Here is a 17,061-nt window from a genome sequence, read left to right as displayed (position 1 = left end):
AACCCAACTATCGAAGTTGAAGTTTACACAGAAAGCGGAGCGTTCGGACGCGGTATGGTTCCTTCAGGAGCTTCTACTGGTGAATACGAAGCAGTTGAATTACGTGATGGCGACAAATCTCGTTACTTAGGAAAAGGAGTTCAAAAAGCTGTTGATAATGTAAACAACATTATTGCTGAAGCAATCATCGGTTTTGACGTTCGCGAACAAATGGCGATTGACAAATTAATGATCGAATTAGATGGAACTCCAAACAAAGGTAAATTAGGAGCTAACGCAATTTTAGGCGTATCTATCGCTGTTGCTCGTGCGGCTGCTGATTACTTAGATCAACCATTATACCAATACTTAGGTGGATTCAACACTAAAGTATTACCAACACCAATGATGAACATCGTTAACGGTGGATCTCACTCAGATGCTCCAATCGCATTCCAAGAGTTCATGATTTTACCAGTTGGTGCACCAACATTCAAAGAAGCTTTACGTTGGGGTGCTGAAGTATTCCATGCATTAAAAGCTATTTTACACGACCGTGGTTTAGTAACTGCTGTAGGTGACGAAGGTGGTTTCGCTCCAACATTTGAAGGTACTGAAGATGCTGTAGAAACAATCTTAGCTGCTATTAAAAAAGTTGGTTTAGAACCAGGTAAAGATGTATTCTTAGGATTTGACTGTGCTTCATCAGAATTCTTCAAAGATGGCGTATATGACTACACAATCTTCGAAGGTGAAAAAGGTGCTAAACGTACTCCAGAACAACAAGTAGAATACTTAGCTGAATTAGTTGAGAAATACCCAATCATCACAATCGAAGATGGCTGTGACGAAAATGACTGGGATGGATGGAAATTATTAACTGAACGCTTAGGTGGTAAAGTTCAATTAGTAGGTGACGATTTATTCGTAACTAATACTGAAATTTTATCTCGTGGTATTGCACAAGGTGTTGCAAACTCAATCTTAATCAAAGTTAACCAAATTGGTACTTTAACTGAAACATTCAACGCAATTGAAATGGCTCAAAAAGCTGGATATACTGCAGTTGTATCACACCGTTCAGGTGAAACTGAAGATTCAACAATTGCTGATATCGCAGTTGCTACAAATGCTGGACAAATCAAAACTGGTTCATTAAGCCGTACAGACCGTATTGCTAAATACAACCAATTATTACGTATTGAAGATCAATTAGGTGACTTAGCTGTTTACCAAGGTCTTTCAGCATTCTACAACTTAAAAAAATAATCACATTTTAGGATGTTTTTAGAGGGCTAGCATTTTGCTAGCCCTATTTTTTATATTAGAAAGGGGTGCAAACATGATATACACCATTACGTTTAATCCAGCGGTAGATTTAGTTATTCAAGTTCCAAATTGTCAATTAGGAACCTTGAATCGATCAATGAGTGAGGAATATGTAGCAGGTGGTAAAGGGATTAATATATCGGTTGTATTAAAACGCCTAGGGGTTGATAATATTGCTACAGGATTTCTTGGAGGATTTACAGGGAAGTTTATTGAAGAATTTCTTGAAAAAGAAGGTGTTATAACTCACTTTATTTCTGTAGATGGAACTACAAGGATTAATGTTAAAGTAAAAGGAGAAGTCGAGACTGAAATCAATGCAGCTGGTGCTACTGTAAATGTTGAAAAATTTCAACAACTAGTGAGATATTTGGAAGATCATTTACAAGAAGAGGATATTGTATTTTTAGCGGGAAATGCTGCGCCAGGACTAGATGAGACGTCTTATGTTGAAATTGCAAAGCTTTGTCATACAAGAGGGGTAAAGTTAGTGCTAGATACAACAAAAACTTCATTGTTAGCCTGTTTACCTTATCAACCATTTATGATTAAGCCGAACCAACATGAATTAGAAGAATTATTTGGAGTGAATATTAAGACTCAAGACAAAATCATTTATTATGCATTTCAATTACAGAAAAAAGGTGCTTGTAATGTGTTAGTGTCTTGTGGGAGTGAAGGAGCATTTTTAGTTAGTGAAACAGGGGAAGTATTTGCTTCGAATGTTCCAACAGGAAAGTTGATTAATTCAGTAGGAGCAGGAGATTCGATGCTAGCTGCTTTTATGGCGAAATTTATTGAAACAAGTGATTATAAGGAGAGTCTAAAACAAGGAGCAGCTGCTGGAAGTGCAACAGCTTTTTCAATAGGGATTGCAACAAAAACGATCATCAATACATTATTATCAAAAATTGAAATAAGAAAAATTCAACATTAGGTTCTGAAAATGAAAAAATGAGTTGAAAAAAAGTGAAAAAGGGAGTATACTGATTTCATTCTAAAAAATACAAAGAGGTGCCATTGGCTGAGATGTGTTCACAAACTCTTAGAACCTGTTACGTTAATACGTGCGTAGGGATTGTATGAATAATTGTCTGCAATTGGGTCTCTTTGTAAAAAAACAAGGAGGCTTTTTTATGTCAATTAAAAGAATTGCGTGGATAGAAGGTGCAATTGTCGCTGCTTTAGCGATGGCGTTATCATTCATTCCTCATTTTATGGGATGGTTTTCTCCATCATTTGGTGCAATTGTTTTAGTGGTGTTTGCTTTACGTAGAGGGTTGTATCCAGCGTTATTTTCAGGTTTAGTGTGGGGAATCTTACATTTTGTACTTGGGAAAGTAGCGTACTTATCATTTTCTCAAGTGATTATAGAGTATATTATCGCATTTGGAGTAATGGGATTTGCTGGATTATTACATCATCAATTCCAATCTGCTATACGTAATGAAAAACAATCTTTAGCAATTGTTTATATTATCATTTCATCATTCATTGGTGTAGGAATTCGCTATTTCTGGCATTTTGTTGCAGGATTTTTATTCTGGGGTAAATATGCACCAGAAGGAGTATCACCATATTGGTATTCATTTACAGTTAACGGAATTGCTGGATTACAAACTTTAGTAGTAACAATTGTGGTAGCAATTTTATTGTTGAAATATCCAAGAATTTATAAAGGAAAATAAGCTATATAACATTTATATTCAGAGAAACTCTTATAGATTACAGGATTCTATAGGAGTTTTTTTGTGGAAGTATATAGCTTTAAACTATATTTAAATATAGTAAATTAGTATGTGACAATAACGGGGTAGTCAGTTACAATGTAATTACGTTAGTTAGAGAAGAGAGGTAATACATATGACAAAACATGCACCATTTAGATTTGATACAGTAGGAAGTTTCTTAAGACCAGAAAATTTAAAACAAGCTCGCGAAGAGTATGAAAAAGGAAACTTTAGTTACCAAGAATTAAAAAACTTTGAAGATGCAGCAATTCGTGATTTAGTAAAAAAAGAAATTGCAGCAGGATATAAAGGAATTACAGATGGGGAATTCCGTCGTGCTTATTGGCATTTAGATTTCTTCTGGGGATTAGGAGGAATTAAACGAGTTCAAGCCAAAACAGGATACCAATTCCATGATGAAGTGACAAAACCGGACTCTGCAACTGTAGTAGGAACGATTCATGGACGTAATCATCCATTTGTAGCTCACTATACATTTTTAAGAGATTTAGTAGCCGATAATAATGAAGTGGAGGCTCGTATTACAATTCCATCACCATCTCAATTATATTTTGAATTAATTCGTGATGAAGAACATGTGGAACAATTGAATAGTGTATATTCAAATTTTGATGATGTGGTAGCAGATATTTCAAAAGCTTATTTAGAAGTGATTCAACAATTATTTGATGAAGGATTACGTACCTTACAAGTCGATGATTGTACATGGGGTATTTTAGTAGATGATAACTTCTTAACACTTTGGGGACAAGGTCGTGATAAAGAAGAAGTCAGACGTGAATTAGCAGCAACATTTCTACGTTTAAATAATGCTGTTTATAAAAATGTTCCAGAAGAATTAGTTGTAAATACTCACGTATGTCGTGGGAACTTCCATTCTACTTGGGCTGCAAGTGGTGGTTATGCATCAGTTGCCGAAGAATTATTCGAGCAAGAAGAAGTGAATGCTTATTACTTAGAATTTGATACAGATCGTGCTGGGGACTTCACTCCATTAGCGAAAGTTTCTGGTGATAAACAAGTTGTTTTAGGTCTAGTAACTTCAAAATTTGGAGAACTAGAAAGTAAGGAAGAATTAATCTCTCGTATTAAAGAAGCAAGCCAATATATTCCGTTAGACAGATTATCATTAAGTACTCAATGTGGATTTGCTTCAACTGAAGAAGGAAATATTTTAACAGAAGAACAACAATGGGCGAAATTAGCATTAATTAAAGAAGTTGCCGAAGAAGTTTGGGGAACTGAAAATTAATAACAAAAGAGATAGGCTGGGGAAACCTAGCCTTTTTTGTTGAAAAGAAAATCATGTGAGAAAATATAACATAAAAAGTAAGAGAATCCTTGACATTTATGTCAGTTATTTTTACAATACAGCTATCATACAGGATAAGAGAGGTGTTTGACGATGGGAGAAAAAGAATTACGACGTTCTTTAGCAGTATTTCCAATAGGAACAGTCATGAAATTAACGGATTTAACAGCAAGACAAATTCGTTACTATGAAGAACAACGTTTAATTACACCGGAACGTTCAGACACTAATCGTAGAATGTATTCGTTAAATGATGTAGATCGATTATTAGAAATCAAAGACTACTTGGCGGATGGATTAACCATTGTTGCGATTCAAAAAATTTATTCGAATGTGAAAAAGAACCCGTTAGAAAAACCAACGACAAATGATGGATTAACGGATGAAGATGTTCGACGAATTTTGTATAACGAAATTATGCATATTGGAAGATTATCCGGACAAGAAAAATTACTATAGGGGTGGAGAAAAATGACAATCACACAAGAAGAAATTTTAAAACAAGTTGAGGAAATGGACGTTCGTTATTTACGTTTGATTTTTACGGATATTTTAGGAACGATTAAAAATGTGGAAGTGCCAATTACTCAATTAAAAAAAGTATTATCGAATAAAATGATGTTCGATGGTTCATCCATTGAAGGTTTTGTTCGTATCGAAGAAAGTGATATGTATTTATATCCAGATTTAGATACATGGGTGGTATTTCCTTGGAGTAGTAAACACGGAACAATCGCGCGCTTAATTTGTGATGTATACAAACCAGATGGAACACCATTTGCAGGAGATCCACGTTCAAACTTAAAACGTATTTTAGAAGAAATGGAAGATTTAGGATTTTCTAATTTTAACTTAGGACCAGAGCCAGAGTTCTTTTTATTCAAATTAGATGAAAAAGGAGAACCAACGCTTGAAGGAAACGACCAAGGAAGTTACTTCGATTTAGCTCCAGTCGATTTAGGAGAAGAATGTCGTCGTGAAATCGTACTAGAATTAGAAAAGATTGGGTTCGATATTGAAGCCAGTCACCATGAAGTAGCACCAGGTCAACATGAAATTGACTGGAAATATGCACCAGCTGTAGCAGCGTGCGATAATATTCAAACTTTTAAATTAGTTGTTAAAACGATTGCTCGTAAACATGGATTGCATGCAACCTTTATGCCAAAACCAGTATTTGGGATTGCCGGAAGTGGAATGCATTTCAACTTATCATTATTTGATAAAGAAGGAAATAATGCATTTTATGACCCAACAGATGAACATGGACTAAGTGATACTTGTCGTTATTTCATTGCTGGAGTTATGAAACATGCGAAAGCTTTAACAGCGATTTGTAACCCTACAGTCAACTCTTATAAACGTTTAGTACCTGGATATGAAGCGCCTGTATATATTGCATGGTCAGCTCAAAACCGTTCGCCATTAATTCGTATTCCTGAAGCGAGAGGACTTTCTACTCGTATCGAATTAAGAAGTGTGGATCCAGCAGCAAATCCTTATTTAGCAATGGCAGCTATTTTACGTGCTGGTTTAGAAGGAATTCGTGAAAAATTACCAGTTCCAGCTCCAGTTGATCGCAATATTTATGCAATGTCAACAGCAGAGAGAAAAGAAGTAGGAATTGATGATCTTCCAAGTAGTTTAGCAGAAGCGATTGATTGCTTGAAAACTGACACTGTTGTAAAAGATGCATTAGGTGGACATATTTACAGTAACTTTGTGGAAGCGAAGAAATTTGAATGGGCAGCGTATCGTTCGCAAGTCACACAATGGGAATTAGATCAATATTTAAAACTATTTTAAGATAGATGAGAAGCCGAGCGAAAGCTCGGTTTTTTGTATGAAAATTATATGAACAACATCAATCTCTAACATTTTTTGACAATCCATTGGAGAAGTGTCATACTGTTTAATGACAATAGTTGAGAGGAAGTTAGAGATGTATATTAAAGATATGAGAAATTCTATTGCAGAATATCATGAGTTTTTACAAACTCAAGGAAACTGTACTCTTTTTCAAACTCCGGAATGGGGAGAAGTGAAAACAAGAGGAGAATGGAGTAATGATATTTTTTTTGTAATGAATGATCAAGATGAACCAGTTGCAGCGACTATGATTTTATATCGCGCCCTTCCTGTAGTGAAAAGATATTTAGCGTATGCTCCTAGAGGGATTGTGACGGATTATCATGATGCAGAACAATTTAAAGAAGTGATTGAAGCTTTGAAAGCTCATTTAAAACAAAAACGAGTATTTGGGTTGAAAATTGACCCTGAAATTATGTGGAGAGAACGATTGAATGACTTTTCGATTGTAGAAGAGGGCATCAATCAAGAATCCATTCGTCAATTATTGTTAGAGTCAGGATTTGTAAGTCAACCACTAGATTTAGGATTTGACGGTATTCAACCAAGAATGACGATGATTGTTGAATTAGAAGATAAAGGAAAAGGAATTTTAGATACTTTCTCTTCTAAAGAAAGATATAAAGTTACAATGGCACAAAAACGTGGAGTTGTTTGTTATAAAGGAACTATCGAGGATATTGATGATTATGAAGTGTTAAATCGTATTACTGCTGAGCGGGATCAATATATTGCCAGAAGTAAAGAGTATTTAACAACCATTTATGAAACATTACATGCTCACGATATGATGGATTTATATTTTGCAAAAATTGATTATCATGTCGCAAAAGAATCAACAGAAAATAGAATTCACCAAGCCAAAGCAGAGGTAGAAAAAATTGTTTCACAAGTTGAAAGTACTCAAAATGAGAGAAAGAAGACAAACTTATTGAATCAAAGAGAAAGCTTGTTAAAAAATATTGAAAAATATGAGCAAGAAATGATTGAGTTAGAAGCACTGTGTAAAGAATATCCAAATGGAAAAGTTTTAAGTGGAGCATTTGTCGCAACGTATAAAGAAACGGCGTATTATTTATACGGAGCGAATATTACAGATGATGCAGGCTTAAATGCAAATAAAGCTTTACAAACATGGATTATGCAACAATTGTATGATGAAAAAGGTATTCGTCATTATGATATGTTTGGAGTTTCAAGTAATGCAGAAGATCATACAGGCATTACTAAGTTTAAACAATCTTTTGACCCAATTTTAGTGGAGTATATTGGAGAGTTTGATTTACCGATTAATCGTTTCTGGTTTACAATGTTTCAAGATGTTGCACCAAAAGTAATGGAATGGAAAAGAAAACTATTAATGCGCCGTTCGTAAATGGCGTACTGCCCTGAAAGTAAGAATAAAAGTTGCTTTTGGGGTCTTTTTATATTTGCTTTTTTGATATCTTTTTAAGATTTTTGAGAATTATGGTACAATTATAAGACAAGTTTGAAGAGAGTAGGTAGATAAATGACACAAAATCTAACGTTGAAAAAAATGTTATTTATTTCGTTATTAACAGCTCAAGGCATTATTTTGAGTTTACTAGAACAAGCGATTCCTTTTCCTTTTGCGTTTGCTCCGGGAGCTAAATTAGGAGTTGCCAATATTATTACGGTCATCGGTTTATATACATTATCCTTACAAGAAGTGGTGTTAGTAGTACTACTCAGAACATTGTTAACTGCTTTGTTAGGTGGAACTTTTTCTACTTTATTGTACAGTAGTGCAGGAGCGGCGTTTAGTTTGCTAGGAATGTTGCTCGTTAAACAATTAGGACCGAAACGTGTCAGTTTAATTGGTGTGAGTGCAACGGGAGGAATTTTACATAATTTTGGGCAGTTAGTCATTGCCAGTTTTATTGCTAAATCTTGGACAGTTCTATTGTATTTACCAGCCATGTCGATTGTGGGAATTTTCGCAGGAATTGCGATTGGAATTTCTGCAAATTATGGTTTAAATCATGTGAAGATATTAAAAGCATATCGTGAAAAACAAGAAATGTAACTTTATGAAAAGGTTAAAAAACAATTAGACAAAATGCTATTTTTATACTATAATGCTTAAGTGAAAAAATTATAAAATGAGAGGGGATTTCTAATGACGAAAACAAATATTGTTGTTATCGGTGCAGGATTTGCAGGAGTAGCAGCAACGAAGAAATTATCACGTCATTTCAGAAAAGATAAAGATGTTACAATTACATTAATTGACAAACATCCATATTTAACATACATGACGGAGTTACATGAAGTAGCTGGAGGTCGTGTAGAACCAGAAGCAATTCAATATGATTTACAAAAATTATTTGCACGTTCAAAAAATGTTCAATTAGTAACAGACAAGGTAGTAAGTTTAGATAAAACTAAAAAAGTTGTCACAACAACGTATAAATCTTTCCAATATGACTATTTAGTAATCGGTATGGGTGGAGAAGCAAATGACTTTGGTGTACAAGGTGTGAAAGAACACGGATTTACATTATGGTCAATGGAAGATGCGATTAAAATGCGCGAACATATTATTCGTTGTGTAGAGCGTGCAGCTAAAGAGCATGTAACTCCCAAACGCCGTGCTTTATTAACATTTACAGTATGTGGTGCTGGATTTACTGGGGTAGAATTAGTCGGTGAAATTATGGACTGGATTCCAGTATTAGCAAAGCAATACAACTTAGATGAAAGTGAATTTTCTCTATACATTGTTGAAGCAGTTCCAACGATTTTAAATATGTTAGATGAAAAAGATGCTGCTAAAGCTGAGAAATTTATGACTAGCCGTGACATTAAAGTGATTAAAGGAAACGGAATTGAAGAAGTAAAAGAAAATAGTATTCGTTTAGTAGACGGTACTGTCATTCCAACTTACTCATTATTCTGGACAGCTGGTGTTAAAGCGAATACTGAATCTGAAGTGTTCGGATTCAAATCTGCTCGTGCAGGTCGTTTAGTCGTAAATGAGTTCATGCAAGTAGATGGAGAAGAAAACATTTATGCAATCGGGGACTTAGCTTATTATGAAGAACCTGACAAAGAAAATTGTCCAACTCCACAAATTGTTCAAGCAGCTGAACAAACTGGACATACTGCAGCGAAAAATATTATTGCAGATGTAGAAAATGATGCAAAAGTTGCTTATAAAGGAAAATACGATGGATTTATGGTTTCAATTGGATCGCATTATGGTGTAGCTTTCTTAATGGGCAAATATCACCTAAGTGGTTTCTTTGCAATGTTGATGAAACATTTAGTAAATATCAAATACTTCTTAGAAATCTTCTCATTATATTATGCGATTCAATATGTATTCCATGAATTCTTCCACATTAAAGATCGTCGTAATATCTTCCGTGGACACTTATCTCGTTACGGAAATGTTCTTTGGGCATTACCATTACGTTTATTCTATGGTGGTATGTGGACAATTGAAGGATTGAAGAAAATCTTTGGTCTTTGGGGTGCGCATAGCTGGATTGATGGAACGCATTTAGCATTCCCATTCCCTTGGTTAGTTGAACCAACAAGTGCAGCAAGCGGAGCTGCTGAAACAGTTGCAGCAGCAAGTGGAGCAGCTACTCAAACAGTAGCAGAAGTAGCGACTTCATTTGGATTTAACTATTCATATGGTGAACAACCAATGATGGTATTAGATAAAATGCCAGACTGGTTTGCTTCAATTATGCAAATCATGATTCCAAATGTGGAAGTAGCACATGTAATGCAAACAATTATGTCATTTGTAGAATTAGCCATTGGTTTAGCAATTATGGCTGGATTCTTAACATGGATTGTTAATGCAGTAACAGTTGGATTAGTAACAACATTTGTATTGTCAGGTATGTTCTACTGGGTAAATATGTGGTTTATCCCAGCAGCAATTGCTTTAATGAACGGATCAGGACGTGCATTTGGCTTAGATTACTACTTCATTCCATGGTTCCAAAAAACTGCTGGTAAATGGTGGTATGGAACTTCGAAACATATTTATGGTTTCGGTGCAGATAAACAAGAACGTTAAATAAGATAAAAGTCGGCTTCGCCGACTTTTTGTCTATAGTGATTGGAGAAAAAATTATGGAAATGATTCATTCAATGTGGAATGAATACCCGTTTTTAAAACAAGAATTATTAGCCATTCGTCAGTTAATGTTAAATAGTGTTGAAATGGAAGATGAAGATATTCACCAAGCGATTGTAGAGATGTTACAGCAAGGCGGGAAAATGATTCGTCCCGCTTATCTAACATTATTTGCTAACTGGAGTAATAATGGGAATCAGCAACAAGTAAGATCTGTTGCAGCGGCTTTAGAATTACTACATGTAGCAACTTTACTCCATGATGATGTCATTGATGAAGCAGATATGAGAAGAGGGCGGGAAACGCTGAATGCTCGATATGGAAATCGTGTAGCGATTTATGCTGGAGATTTTGTTTTAACGAGTTGCTATCAACTTCTTTCTACTCATTTACCTGATTTAGAAGGAATTTCACTTCCAACCAATGGAATGGCACGAGTAGTTGAGGGTGAATTAGCACAAATGCGAAATCGTTATCGCTATGATTTAGGGCTACAAGAGTATTTGAAACGAATCGAAGGGAAAACAGCTCAATTATTCATGGTTAGCTGTTATATGGGAGCAAAATTAGGACAAATGGATGATGCTCTTAGAGCAAAGAAAATTGGTCAACAAATTGGAATGGCGTTTCAAATTTTAGATGATATTTTAGATTATCAAGTGACTTCTCAAGAGTTTGGAAAACCTGTTTTAGAAGATGTTGCGCAAGGAATTTATACAGCACCATTAATTTATGCGATGGAAAAAGAGTCTGATAAAATGATTCCTTTACTAGAAAAGAAGCAAGAAATCTCTGAGCAAGAACGATTATTACTAAGAAGATTAGTACAGGATTCTGGAGGCTTGCAAAAAGCACAACAATTAGCCCAGCAATATACGAAGCAAGCGTTATCTCAGATTGAGCGTTTACCAGAAAGTGATATGAAGGCAACGTTAACTCAATTAACAAAACAATTATTAGAACGTACTATGTAATTGAGAAATAAATTCTGAGTAAAAGAATCATTATTGGTTGGATTTTTATCTTAGAATAGCTTTTTAAAAAGAGTTATGTAGAGAGTATCCCCGATAAATCGTTCATTTTGATTTGAATTTGCAAAGAATTATGAAAACATGATATAATAGTACAAATAAAGAGAAAAGGATGGATAAAATGACAATCAAAAAATCATTAGCAACAGCAGCTGTTTTATTATCATCAGTAGTTGTATTAACTGCATGTGGTGGAGGTTCTAAATCAACGACTTCATCGACTGCAACTACAACAGCAGCAACTACTCAAGCAGCAAAATCTACTGCTTCAGGAGAATTAAAAGACGGTACTTACAAATTAGTATCTGAAACTGACAAACGTGGTTGGCATGTAGAGTTTACAATCGTAGTTGAAGGCGGAAAAATTACATCTTCAGATTATGATAACTTAAATAAAGATGGCAAACGTAAATCAGAAGATGAAGCTTATGAAAAACAAATGAAAGATAAAGTTAAAGTTGGACCAGCTGAATACTTCAAAGCATACAATGTTGGTTTAGTACAAAAACAAACTCCATCAGATGTTGAAGCAGTTTCTGGAGCAACAAATGCACACACTTCATTTGTAGAATATGCTAATAAATTAATTGAAGCAGCTCAAAAAGGTGATACTAAAGAAATTAAAGTGGCTGCACCTCAAGGCTAATTTAAAATGAAAGTAGGAACCGGGCTTAGGCTCGGTTTTTTTATATTGAAAAATAGGAGTATTGCTTGAGTTATTGTGAAAAATTTAGTAGACTATTTGAATGGAATTTAAACAATAAGGAGAAATATATGAAAATCAATAAATGGTTGCTAGTGGCAACTCTCGCTTTAAGTTCAATTGGCTTAGTGAGTTGTCAGCAAAAGAAAGTTCGAGATGCAGAAGTTGTTTCATCAGCTTCTGTAAAAACACCTAGAGAAATTATTAAGTCTCCTGTGAAAAAAACAGATTTCTTACTAGGGACTGCAGTAGCATTGTCTGTCTATCATCCAAATACTGAAGATTTATTAACCCGTGCTTTCGCATTGGTGAAAGATTTAGAAGCTAGAATTACAGTAAATGCGAGTGGGTCAGAAGTAGATGCGATTAATGAAGCGGCAGGAGACCATGCGGTAGCAGTCAGTGATGAAGTGTATGATGTCATTAAGCAAGGAATCGCTTATAGTGAAGAATTTAATGGTAGTTTTGATATTACGGTAGGTCCGCTAACAAGTTTATGGAGAATTGGGTTTCCGGATGCTAGAAAACCTTCCCAAAAAGAAATTGACGATGCATTGCCATTAGTGAATTATAAAAATGTTGTGTTAAATGATGAAGAAAGAAGTGTCTTTCTAACTCAAAAAGGAATGTTATTAGATTTAGGTGGAATTGCGAAAGGTTTTATTGCCGATCAATTATGGAATTTCTTTAAAAAAGAAGGTGTAACAACTGCAGTTATTGATTTAGGTGGAAATATTGTCGTAATGGGTGGTTCTCCAGCACGAGATGGTGTAGCGTGGAATGTAGGATTGCAAGATCCGTTGGAAAGTCGTGGGACAACATTAGGAACGATATTAGAAAAGGAAAAGACCATTGTAACTTCAGGGATTTATGAGAGATACTTAGAAGTTGACGGGAAGACGTATCATCATATTTTAAATCCAAAAACAGGCTACCCATATGAAAATGATATTGCAGGAGTTTCAATTATTGTCTCAAGTTCAACTCGAGGAGATGCATTGTCCACTTCAATGTTTTCAATCGGTGTAGAAGAAGGGCTGAAATATGTGAATCAAAAAGATGATGTAGATGCAGTATTTATGACGAAAGATAAGAAAGTCTATGTATCTAATTCGATTAAGGATACATTTAAGCTAACGAATCAGCAATATACATGGGAAGGGTCGCGTTAATATGAAAGATATCATTGAATTAGTGGAACTAAGAACGAAAATTGCGAGTGTCATTCCTTTTATAGTTGGATTACTGTATTCGATTTGGACATTTAGGAATTTCAATGCCGTGAATATGGCGTTATTCTTTATTGGAATGGTATGTTTTGATATGGCTACGACCGTTATGAATAATTTAATGGATTATGTTAAAGCAAAAAACGAGATATATCGCCAAGAAGAAAATATTATTGGAACTTCATCTTTAACAGTAAAACAGACAACAATTATATTTGCTGCTCTAGTCGGTATTGCAACAATTATTGGGATTTTTTTAGTAGTGAGAACGAATATGATTTTATTATTCGTCGGTGCACTTTGTTTTGTGATAGGTATTTTTTATACTTTTGGTCCGATTCCGATTTCAAGAATGCCATTAGGGGAAGTGTTGTCTGGAGTTACTATGGGGTTTGGGATTTTTTGGATTGTGATTTTTTTAAACTCTCCAGAAGCGAGTTTTGCATGGATGGGATTAGATCAAGGAATGTTGGTTGTCCGATTAGCGTTATTAGATCACTTCAAAGTAGCATTGCTCTCATTGCCGTTAGTATGTACGATTGCGAATATTATGTTGAGTAATAATTTATGTGATTTAGAAACAGATATTACGAATCACCGCTATACATTGGTGTATTATATTGGAAAAGCAACAGCATTAAAATTATATAAGGGACTTTATCTGGTTAGTTTTATAGCTATGGTGTTAGCAGTTGTATTTAAAATCGCACCAATTTTAATGATAGGAACTCTAGTAGTGGGTATTCCAGTGTATAAAAATATTCAACTCTTCCTTCAAAAACAAGAGAAACGAACAACATTTGTATTAGCCATTAAGAATATGGTTATGATTCATGTCGTGCAAATGTTATTATTAGTCATTAGTGTCATATTTTTTCGCTAAAGCTTGACATTTGGTACTAAGAATTTTATGATTGAATAGATATGATATAGTAGAAGAAAGAGAGTAGTGAAAATATGGCACAAAAGAAAGCAGCGTTGGCATGCAGTGTATGTGGTTCAAGAAACTACACACTTACTTTAGGGCAAAATAAACGTGTTGAACGTTTAGAGTTAAAAAAATTCTGTAAGTTTTGCAATAAACAAACACTACATCGAGAAACAAAATAATCGAGAGGAGCAGTTTCGAATGCGTTTTTTAGTAAATGTTGTTAAAGAAATGAAGAGAGTAACGTGGCCAACTGGTAAAGAAGTTAATAAATATACATTAACAGTTGTAATGGCAGTATTACTTGCATTAGGATTTTTCACAGTAGTGGATTTCGCAATTTCAAATGCATTTAAATTAATCATTAAATAATTCGCAAGAGTTATAAAATAGTGGTATAATAAAAACAAGCAAAAACCTTCAAGTGAGAAGGTTTTTTTGTATGAAAAATATTAGGAGGAATTACGATGAGTAATGCAGCAAAAGAATGGTATGTATTACATACTTATTCAGGATATGAAAATAAAGTGAAATCAAATATTGAATTACGTATTAGTTCAATGGGAATGGAAGAAAATATTTTTCGAGTAATTGTTCCAGAGGAAGAAGAAGTTGAAGTAAAAGATGGAAAAGAAAAAGTTACAGTAAGTAAAACTTTCCCAGGTTATGTATTAGTAGAAATGATTATGTCAGACCAAGCATGGTATGTTGTGCGTAACACTCCAGGTGTTACAGGATTTGTAGGATCTCACGGAGCAGCTTCAAAACCATCTCCATTACTACCAGAAGAAGTGGATACATTATTAGGACGCTTAGGAGTGCCAACTCATGCGCCAGTAGATTTACATGCTAAAGTTGGAGATTATGTCATTATCACTGAAGGTGCCTTTGATGGTATGAGTGGTAAAGTGACAGAAATTGATGACGAAAAACAAAAAGTTAAAGTAACAATCGAAATGTTTGGTCGTGAAACTGTTGCAGAATTAGAATTCTACCAAGTGAAAGAAGATGACTCTTACTAATGCGAGAAAGCTTGTTAGATCGTTTTGTACGATATGCAAAGATTAATACAAGAAGTGATTTAAACTCAGTTGCAGTTCCAACAACGAAAAGTCAGTTAGATTTTCTACAAATGTTAGAACAGGAATTGAAGGAATTAGGCTTTTCGAATATTTCTTTAGATTTAGAAGATGCCTATTTAGTCGCTTGTATTCCAAGTAATTTGCCTAAGGGTAAAACAGCACCAGCTATTGGATTTGTAGCACACGTCGACACTGCAGATTTTAATGCAGAAAATATTCAACCACAAATTCATTTGAATTATGATGGGAAAGATGTGTTGTTGAATGCTGAATTAGGACTGATGATGCGAGTAGAAGAATTTCCTAACTTGAAAAATTATATCGGTCAAACTCTTATTACAACAGATGGGACAACATTGTTAGGAGCAGATGATAAAGCTGGATTAGTTTCAATATTAGAAGCAGCTATTGATTTGCTAGATCATCCTGAGATTCTCCATGGAGATATATGGGTAGCGTTTGGACCTGATGAAGAAATTGGAAAAGGCGCCCATCGATTCAAAGCGGAGAGAATGCCAGTTCAATTTGCCTATACATTAGATAGTGGTGTAGTCGGAAAATTAGAATATGAAACGTTTAATGCCGCAAGAGCGGTGGTAAAAATTAATGGAACAAGCGTTCACCCCGGACAAGCAAAAGATGTTATGGTAAATGCACTTGCAGAAGCAGCTATACTATTTTCCAAATTACCGAATCAAGAAGTTCCTGAAAGAACGAGTGGGTATGAAGGGTTTTATATGCTTGCTAAACAATCAGGAAATATAGGAATGGTAGAAGCAGAATATATTATTCGAGATCATTCTATAGAGAAATTCCAAGAACGTAAGAAAAACTTTGCGAAAATTGTAGAAGAACAAAATGAGACTTATGATGTTCCAAGGATTGAATGTCATATTTATGATGAGTACTTTAATATGTATGAAGTGTTAAAAGAAGATATGACTTCAGTCGAAGTAGCAAAAGGAGCATACCGTCAATGTGGAATCGAACCAGATATTCAGCCTTTTAGAGGAGGTACAGATGGTTGTATTATTACCTTTAAAGGAATTCCAACGCCAAACTTATTTACAGGTGCAGAGAATTTACATGGACAATATGAATTTGTTACATTAGAAAGCATGGAAAAAGCAAAAGAAGTTGTATTAACGATTATTCAAAATATAGTGAAATAAAAATAGACCTCAGATGGAAAAGTCTGAGGTCCTTTCATATATAATTCAGTTGTTCCTAAAATGTTCCGTAAAGTTAGAATTTAAGTAATATATTAGCAATATTAGAGTAGTAAAATGTTAATATAGCAACATTCTGAAAACTAAAATTTAAATAAGATGCCGAAAGCAGGGTTCGAACCTGTGACCTACGCGTTACGAGTGCGTTGCTCTACCAACTGAGCTATTTCGGCTTGATAAATATAGTATACTCCTCTAAAAGAGAGAAGTAAATAAGTAAAAAGGCGCTAAAATAAGGTTTTTAGCAGAGTGCAACAAAAAATCTGCTAAAATATAAAAAAAGTTGTAAAAAGGACTTGAAAAATAAATTCAGCTATGGTAAATTATAAACACTGTTAACGAACGTTCGCATTTAAAGCGATTGCGAAAAAGAAATTTTAAAAATAATTCAAAAAATTTGTTGACAGAGAAAAACGCCTATGATAATATATAGGAGTTGTCGCGCCAAGCGACGTTGACCTTTGAAAACTAAACAAAGAAGACAAACCAAATGTGTAGGGAC

General features: G+C 34.6%; 17 protein-coding genes, 1 tRNA gene and 1 riboswitch. Of the genes, 17 read left to right on the top strand and 1 reads right to left on the bottom strand.

Annotated elements, in window-relative coordinates:
- The 17 genes from eno to pepT form a co-directional block, all read left to right on the top strand.
- Nucleotides 1-1,248 (top strand): phosphopyruvate hydratase (eno, locus tag RYL55_RS06330; protein ID WP_315008121.1); only part of this gene is annotated, 1,248 nt, incomplete at its 5' end.
- A gap of 73 nt (nt 1,249-1,321) precedes the next feature.
- Nucleotides 1,322-2,245, top strand: a complete 924-nt coding sequence (pfkB, locus tag RYL55_RS06325) for a 1-phosphofructokinase (protein WP_315008120.1) — start codon at nt 1,322-1,324, stop codon at nt 2,243-2,245.
- 63 nt (nt 2,246-2,308) lie between these two features.
- A riboswitch (TPP riboswitch) is annotated at nt 2,309-2,403 on the top strand.
- A gap of 41 nt (nt 2,404-2,444) precedes the next feature.
- The gene (gene thiT, locus RYL55_RS06320) at nt 2,445-2,996 is read left to right on the top strand and encodes an energy-coupled thiamine transporter ThiT (RefSeq protein WP_314077236.1); all 552 of its coding nucleotides are present in this window, start codon (nt 2,445-2,447) and stop codon (nt 2,994-2,996) included.
- 175 nt (nt 2,997-3,171) lie between these two features.
- Complete coding sequence (locus RYL55_RS06315) at nt 3,172-4,311, top strand: 5-methyltetrahydropteroyltriglutamate--homocysteine S-methyltransferase (protein WP_315008119.1); 1,140 nt, start codon at nt 3,172-3,174, stop codon at nt 4,309-4,311.
- 153 nt (nt 4,312-4,464) lie between these two features.
- On the top strand, nt 4,465-4,830 hold the full coding sequence (locus tag RYL55_RS06310) for a MerR family transcriptional regulator (RefSeq protein ID WP_315008118.1): 366 nt from the start codon (nt 4,465-4,467) through the stop codon (nt 4,828-4,830).
- A gap of 12 nt (nt 4,831-4,842) precedes the next feature.
- A complete protein-coding gene (glnA, locus tag RYL55_RS06305) occupies nt 4,843-6,177 on the top strand; it encodes a type I glutamate--ammonia ligase (protein ID WP_314112531.1) in 1,335 nt (444 codons plus the stop codon).
- 136 nt (nt 6,178-6,313) lie between these two features.
- Complete coding sequence (locus tag RYL55_RS06300) at nt 6,314-7,615, top strand: peptidoglycan bridge formation glycyltransferase FemA/FemB family protein (RefSeq protein WP_315008117.1); 1,302 nt, start codon at nt 6,314-6,316, stop codon at nt 7,613-7,615.
- 135 nt (nt 7,616-7,750) lie between these two features.
- Nucleotides 7,751-8,287 carry a Gx transporter family protein gene (locus RYL55_RS06295; protein WP_315008116.1) on the top strand — a complete coding sequence of 179 codons (537 nt, stop codon included), beginning with the start codon at nt 7,751-7,753 and terminating at the stop codon, nt 8,285-8,287.
- Between the two features lie 93 nt (nt 8,288-8,380).
- A complete protein-coding gene (locus RYL55_RS06290) occupies nt 8,381-10,297 on the top strand; it encodes an NAD(P)/FAD-dependent oxidoreductase (protein ID WP_315008115.1) in 1,917 nt (638 codons plus the stop codon).
- A 56-nt stretch (nt 10,298-10,353) separates the two neighbouring features.
- Nucleotides 10,354-11,331, top strand: a complete 978-nt coding sequence (locus tag RYL55_RS06285) for a polyprenyl synthetase family protein (protein WP_315008114.1) — start codon at nt 10,354-10,356, stop codon at nt 11,329-11,331.
- A gap of 178 nt (nt 11,332-11,509) precedes the next feature.
- The gene (locus RYL55_RS06280) at nt 11,510-12,034 is read left to right on the top strand and encodes an FMN-binding protein (RefSeq protein ID WP_315008113.1); all 525 of its coding nucleotides are present in this window, start codon (nt 11,510-11,512) and stop codon (nt 12,032-12,034) included.
- A gap of 128 nt (nt 12,035-12,162) precedes the next feature.
- A complete protein-coding gene (locus RYL55_RS06275) occupies nt 12,163-13,263 on the top strand; it encodes an FAD:protein FMN transferase (RefSeq protein WP_315008112.1) in 1,101 nt (366 codons plus the stop codon).
- A 1-nt stretch (nt 13,264) separates the two neighbouring features.
- Complete coding sequence (locus RYL55_RS06270) at nt 13,265-14,203, top strand: 1,4-dihydroxy-2-naphthoate polyprenyltransferase (protein WP_315008111.1); 939 nt, start codon at nt 13,265-13,267, stop codon at nt 14,201-14,203.
- Between the two features lie 74 nt (nt 14,204-14,277).
- Nucleotides 14,278-14,430 carry a 50S ribosomal protein L33 gene (gene rpmG / locus RYL55_RS06265; RefSeq protein WP_006703972.1) on the top strand — a complete coding sequence of 51 codons (153 nt, stop codon included), beginning with the start codon at nt 14,278-14,280 and terminating at the stop codon, nt 14,428-14,430.
- Nucleotides 14,431-14,449: 19 nt separating this feature from the next.
- Nucleotides 14,450-14,620, top strand: coding sequence for a preprotein translocase subunit SecE (secE, locus tag RYL55_RS06260; protein ID WP_314078710.1), 171 nt, complete (start codon nt 14,450-14,452; stop codon nt 14,618-14,620).
- Nucleotides 14,621-14,715: 95 nt separating this feature from the next.
- Nucleotides 14,716-15,270 (top strand): transcription termination/antitermination protein NusG, encoded by a 555-nt coding sequence (gene nusG / locus RYL55_RS06255; protein WP_315008110.1) that lies wholly within the window; start codon nt 14,716-14,718, stop codon nt 15,268-15,270.
- Nucleotides 15,270-16,502 (top strand): peptidase T, encoded by a 1,233-nt coding sequence (gene pepT / locus RYL55_RS06250; RefSeq protein ID WP_315008109.1) that lies wholly within the window; start codon nt 15,270-15,272, stop codon nt 16,500-16,502. The genes nusG and pepT overlap by 1 nt, the downstream gene beginning before the upstream one ends.
- Before the next feature lie 157 nt (nt 16,503-16,659).
- Here the strand turns inward: pepT and RYL55_RS06245 are convergent.
- Nucleotides 16,660-16,732: transfer RNA gene (locus tag RYL55_RS06245), tRNA-Thr, on the bottom strand.
- Between the last annotated feature and the right edge of the window lie 329 nt (nt 16,733-17,061).

Source organism: uncultured Granulicatella sp. (genome assembly GCF_963515615.1).
In the GTDB taxonomy this organism is placed as follows: domain Bacteria; phylum Bacillota; class Bacilli; order Lactobacillales; family Aerococcaceae; genus Granulicatella.
This window is presented reverse-complemented; position numbering and strand designations above follow the sequence as displayed.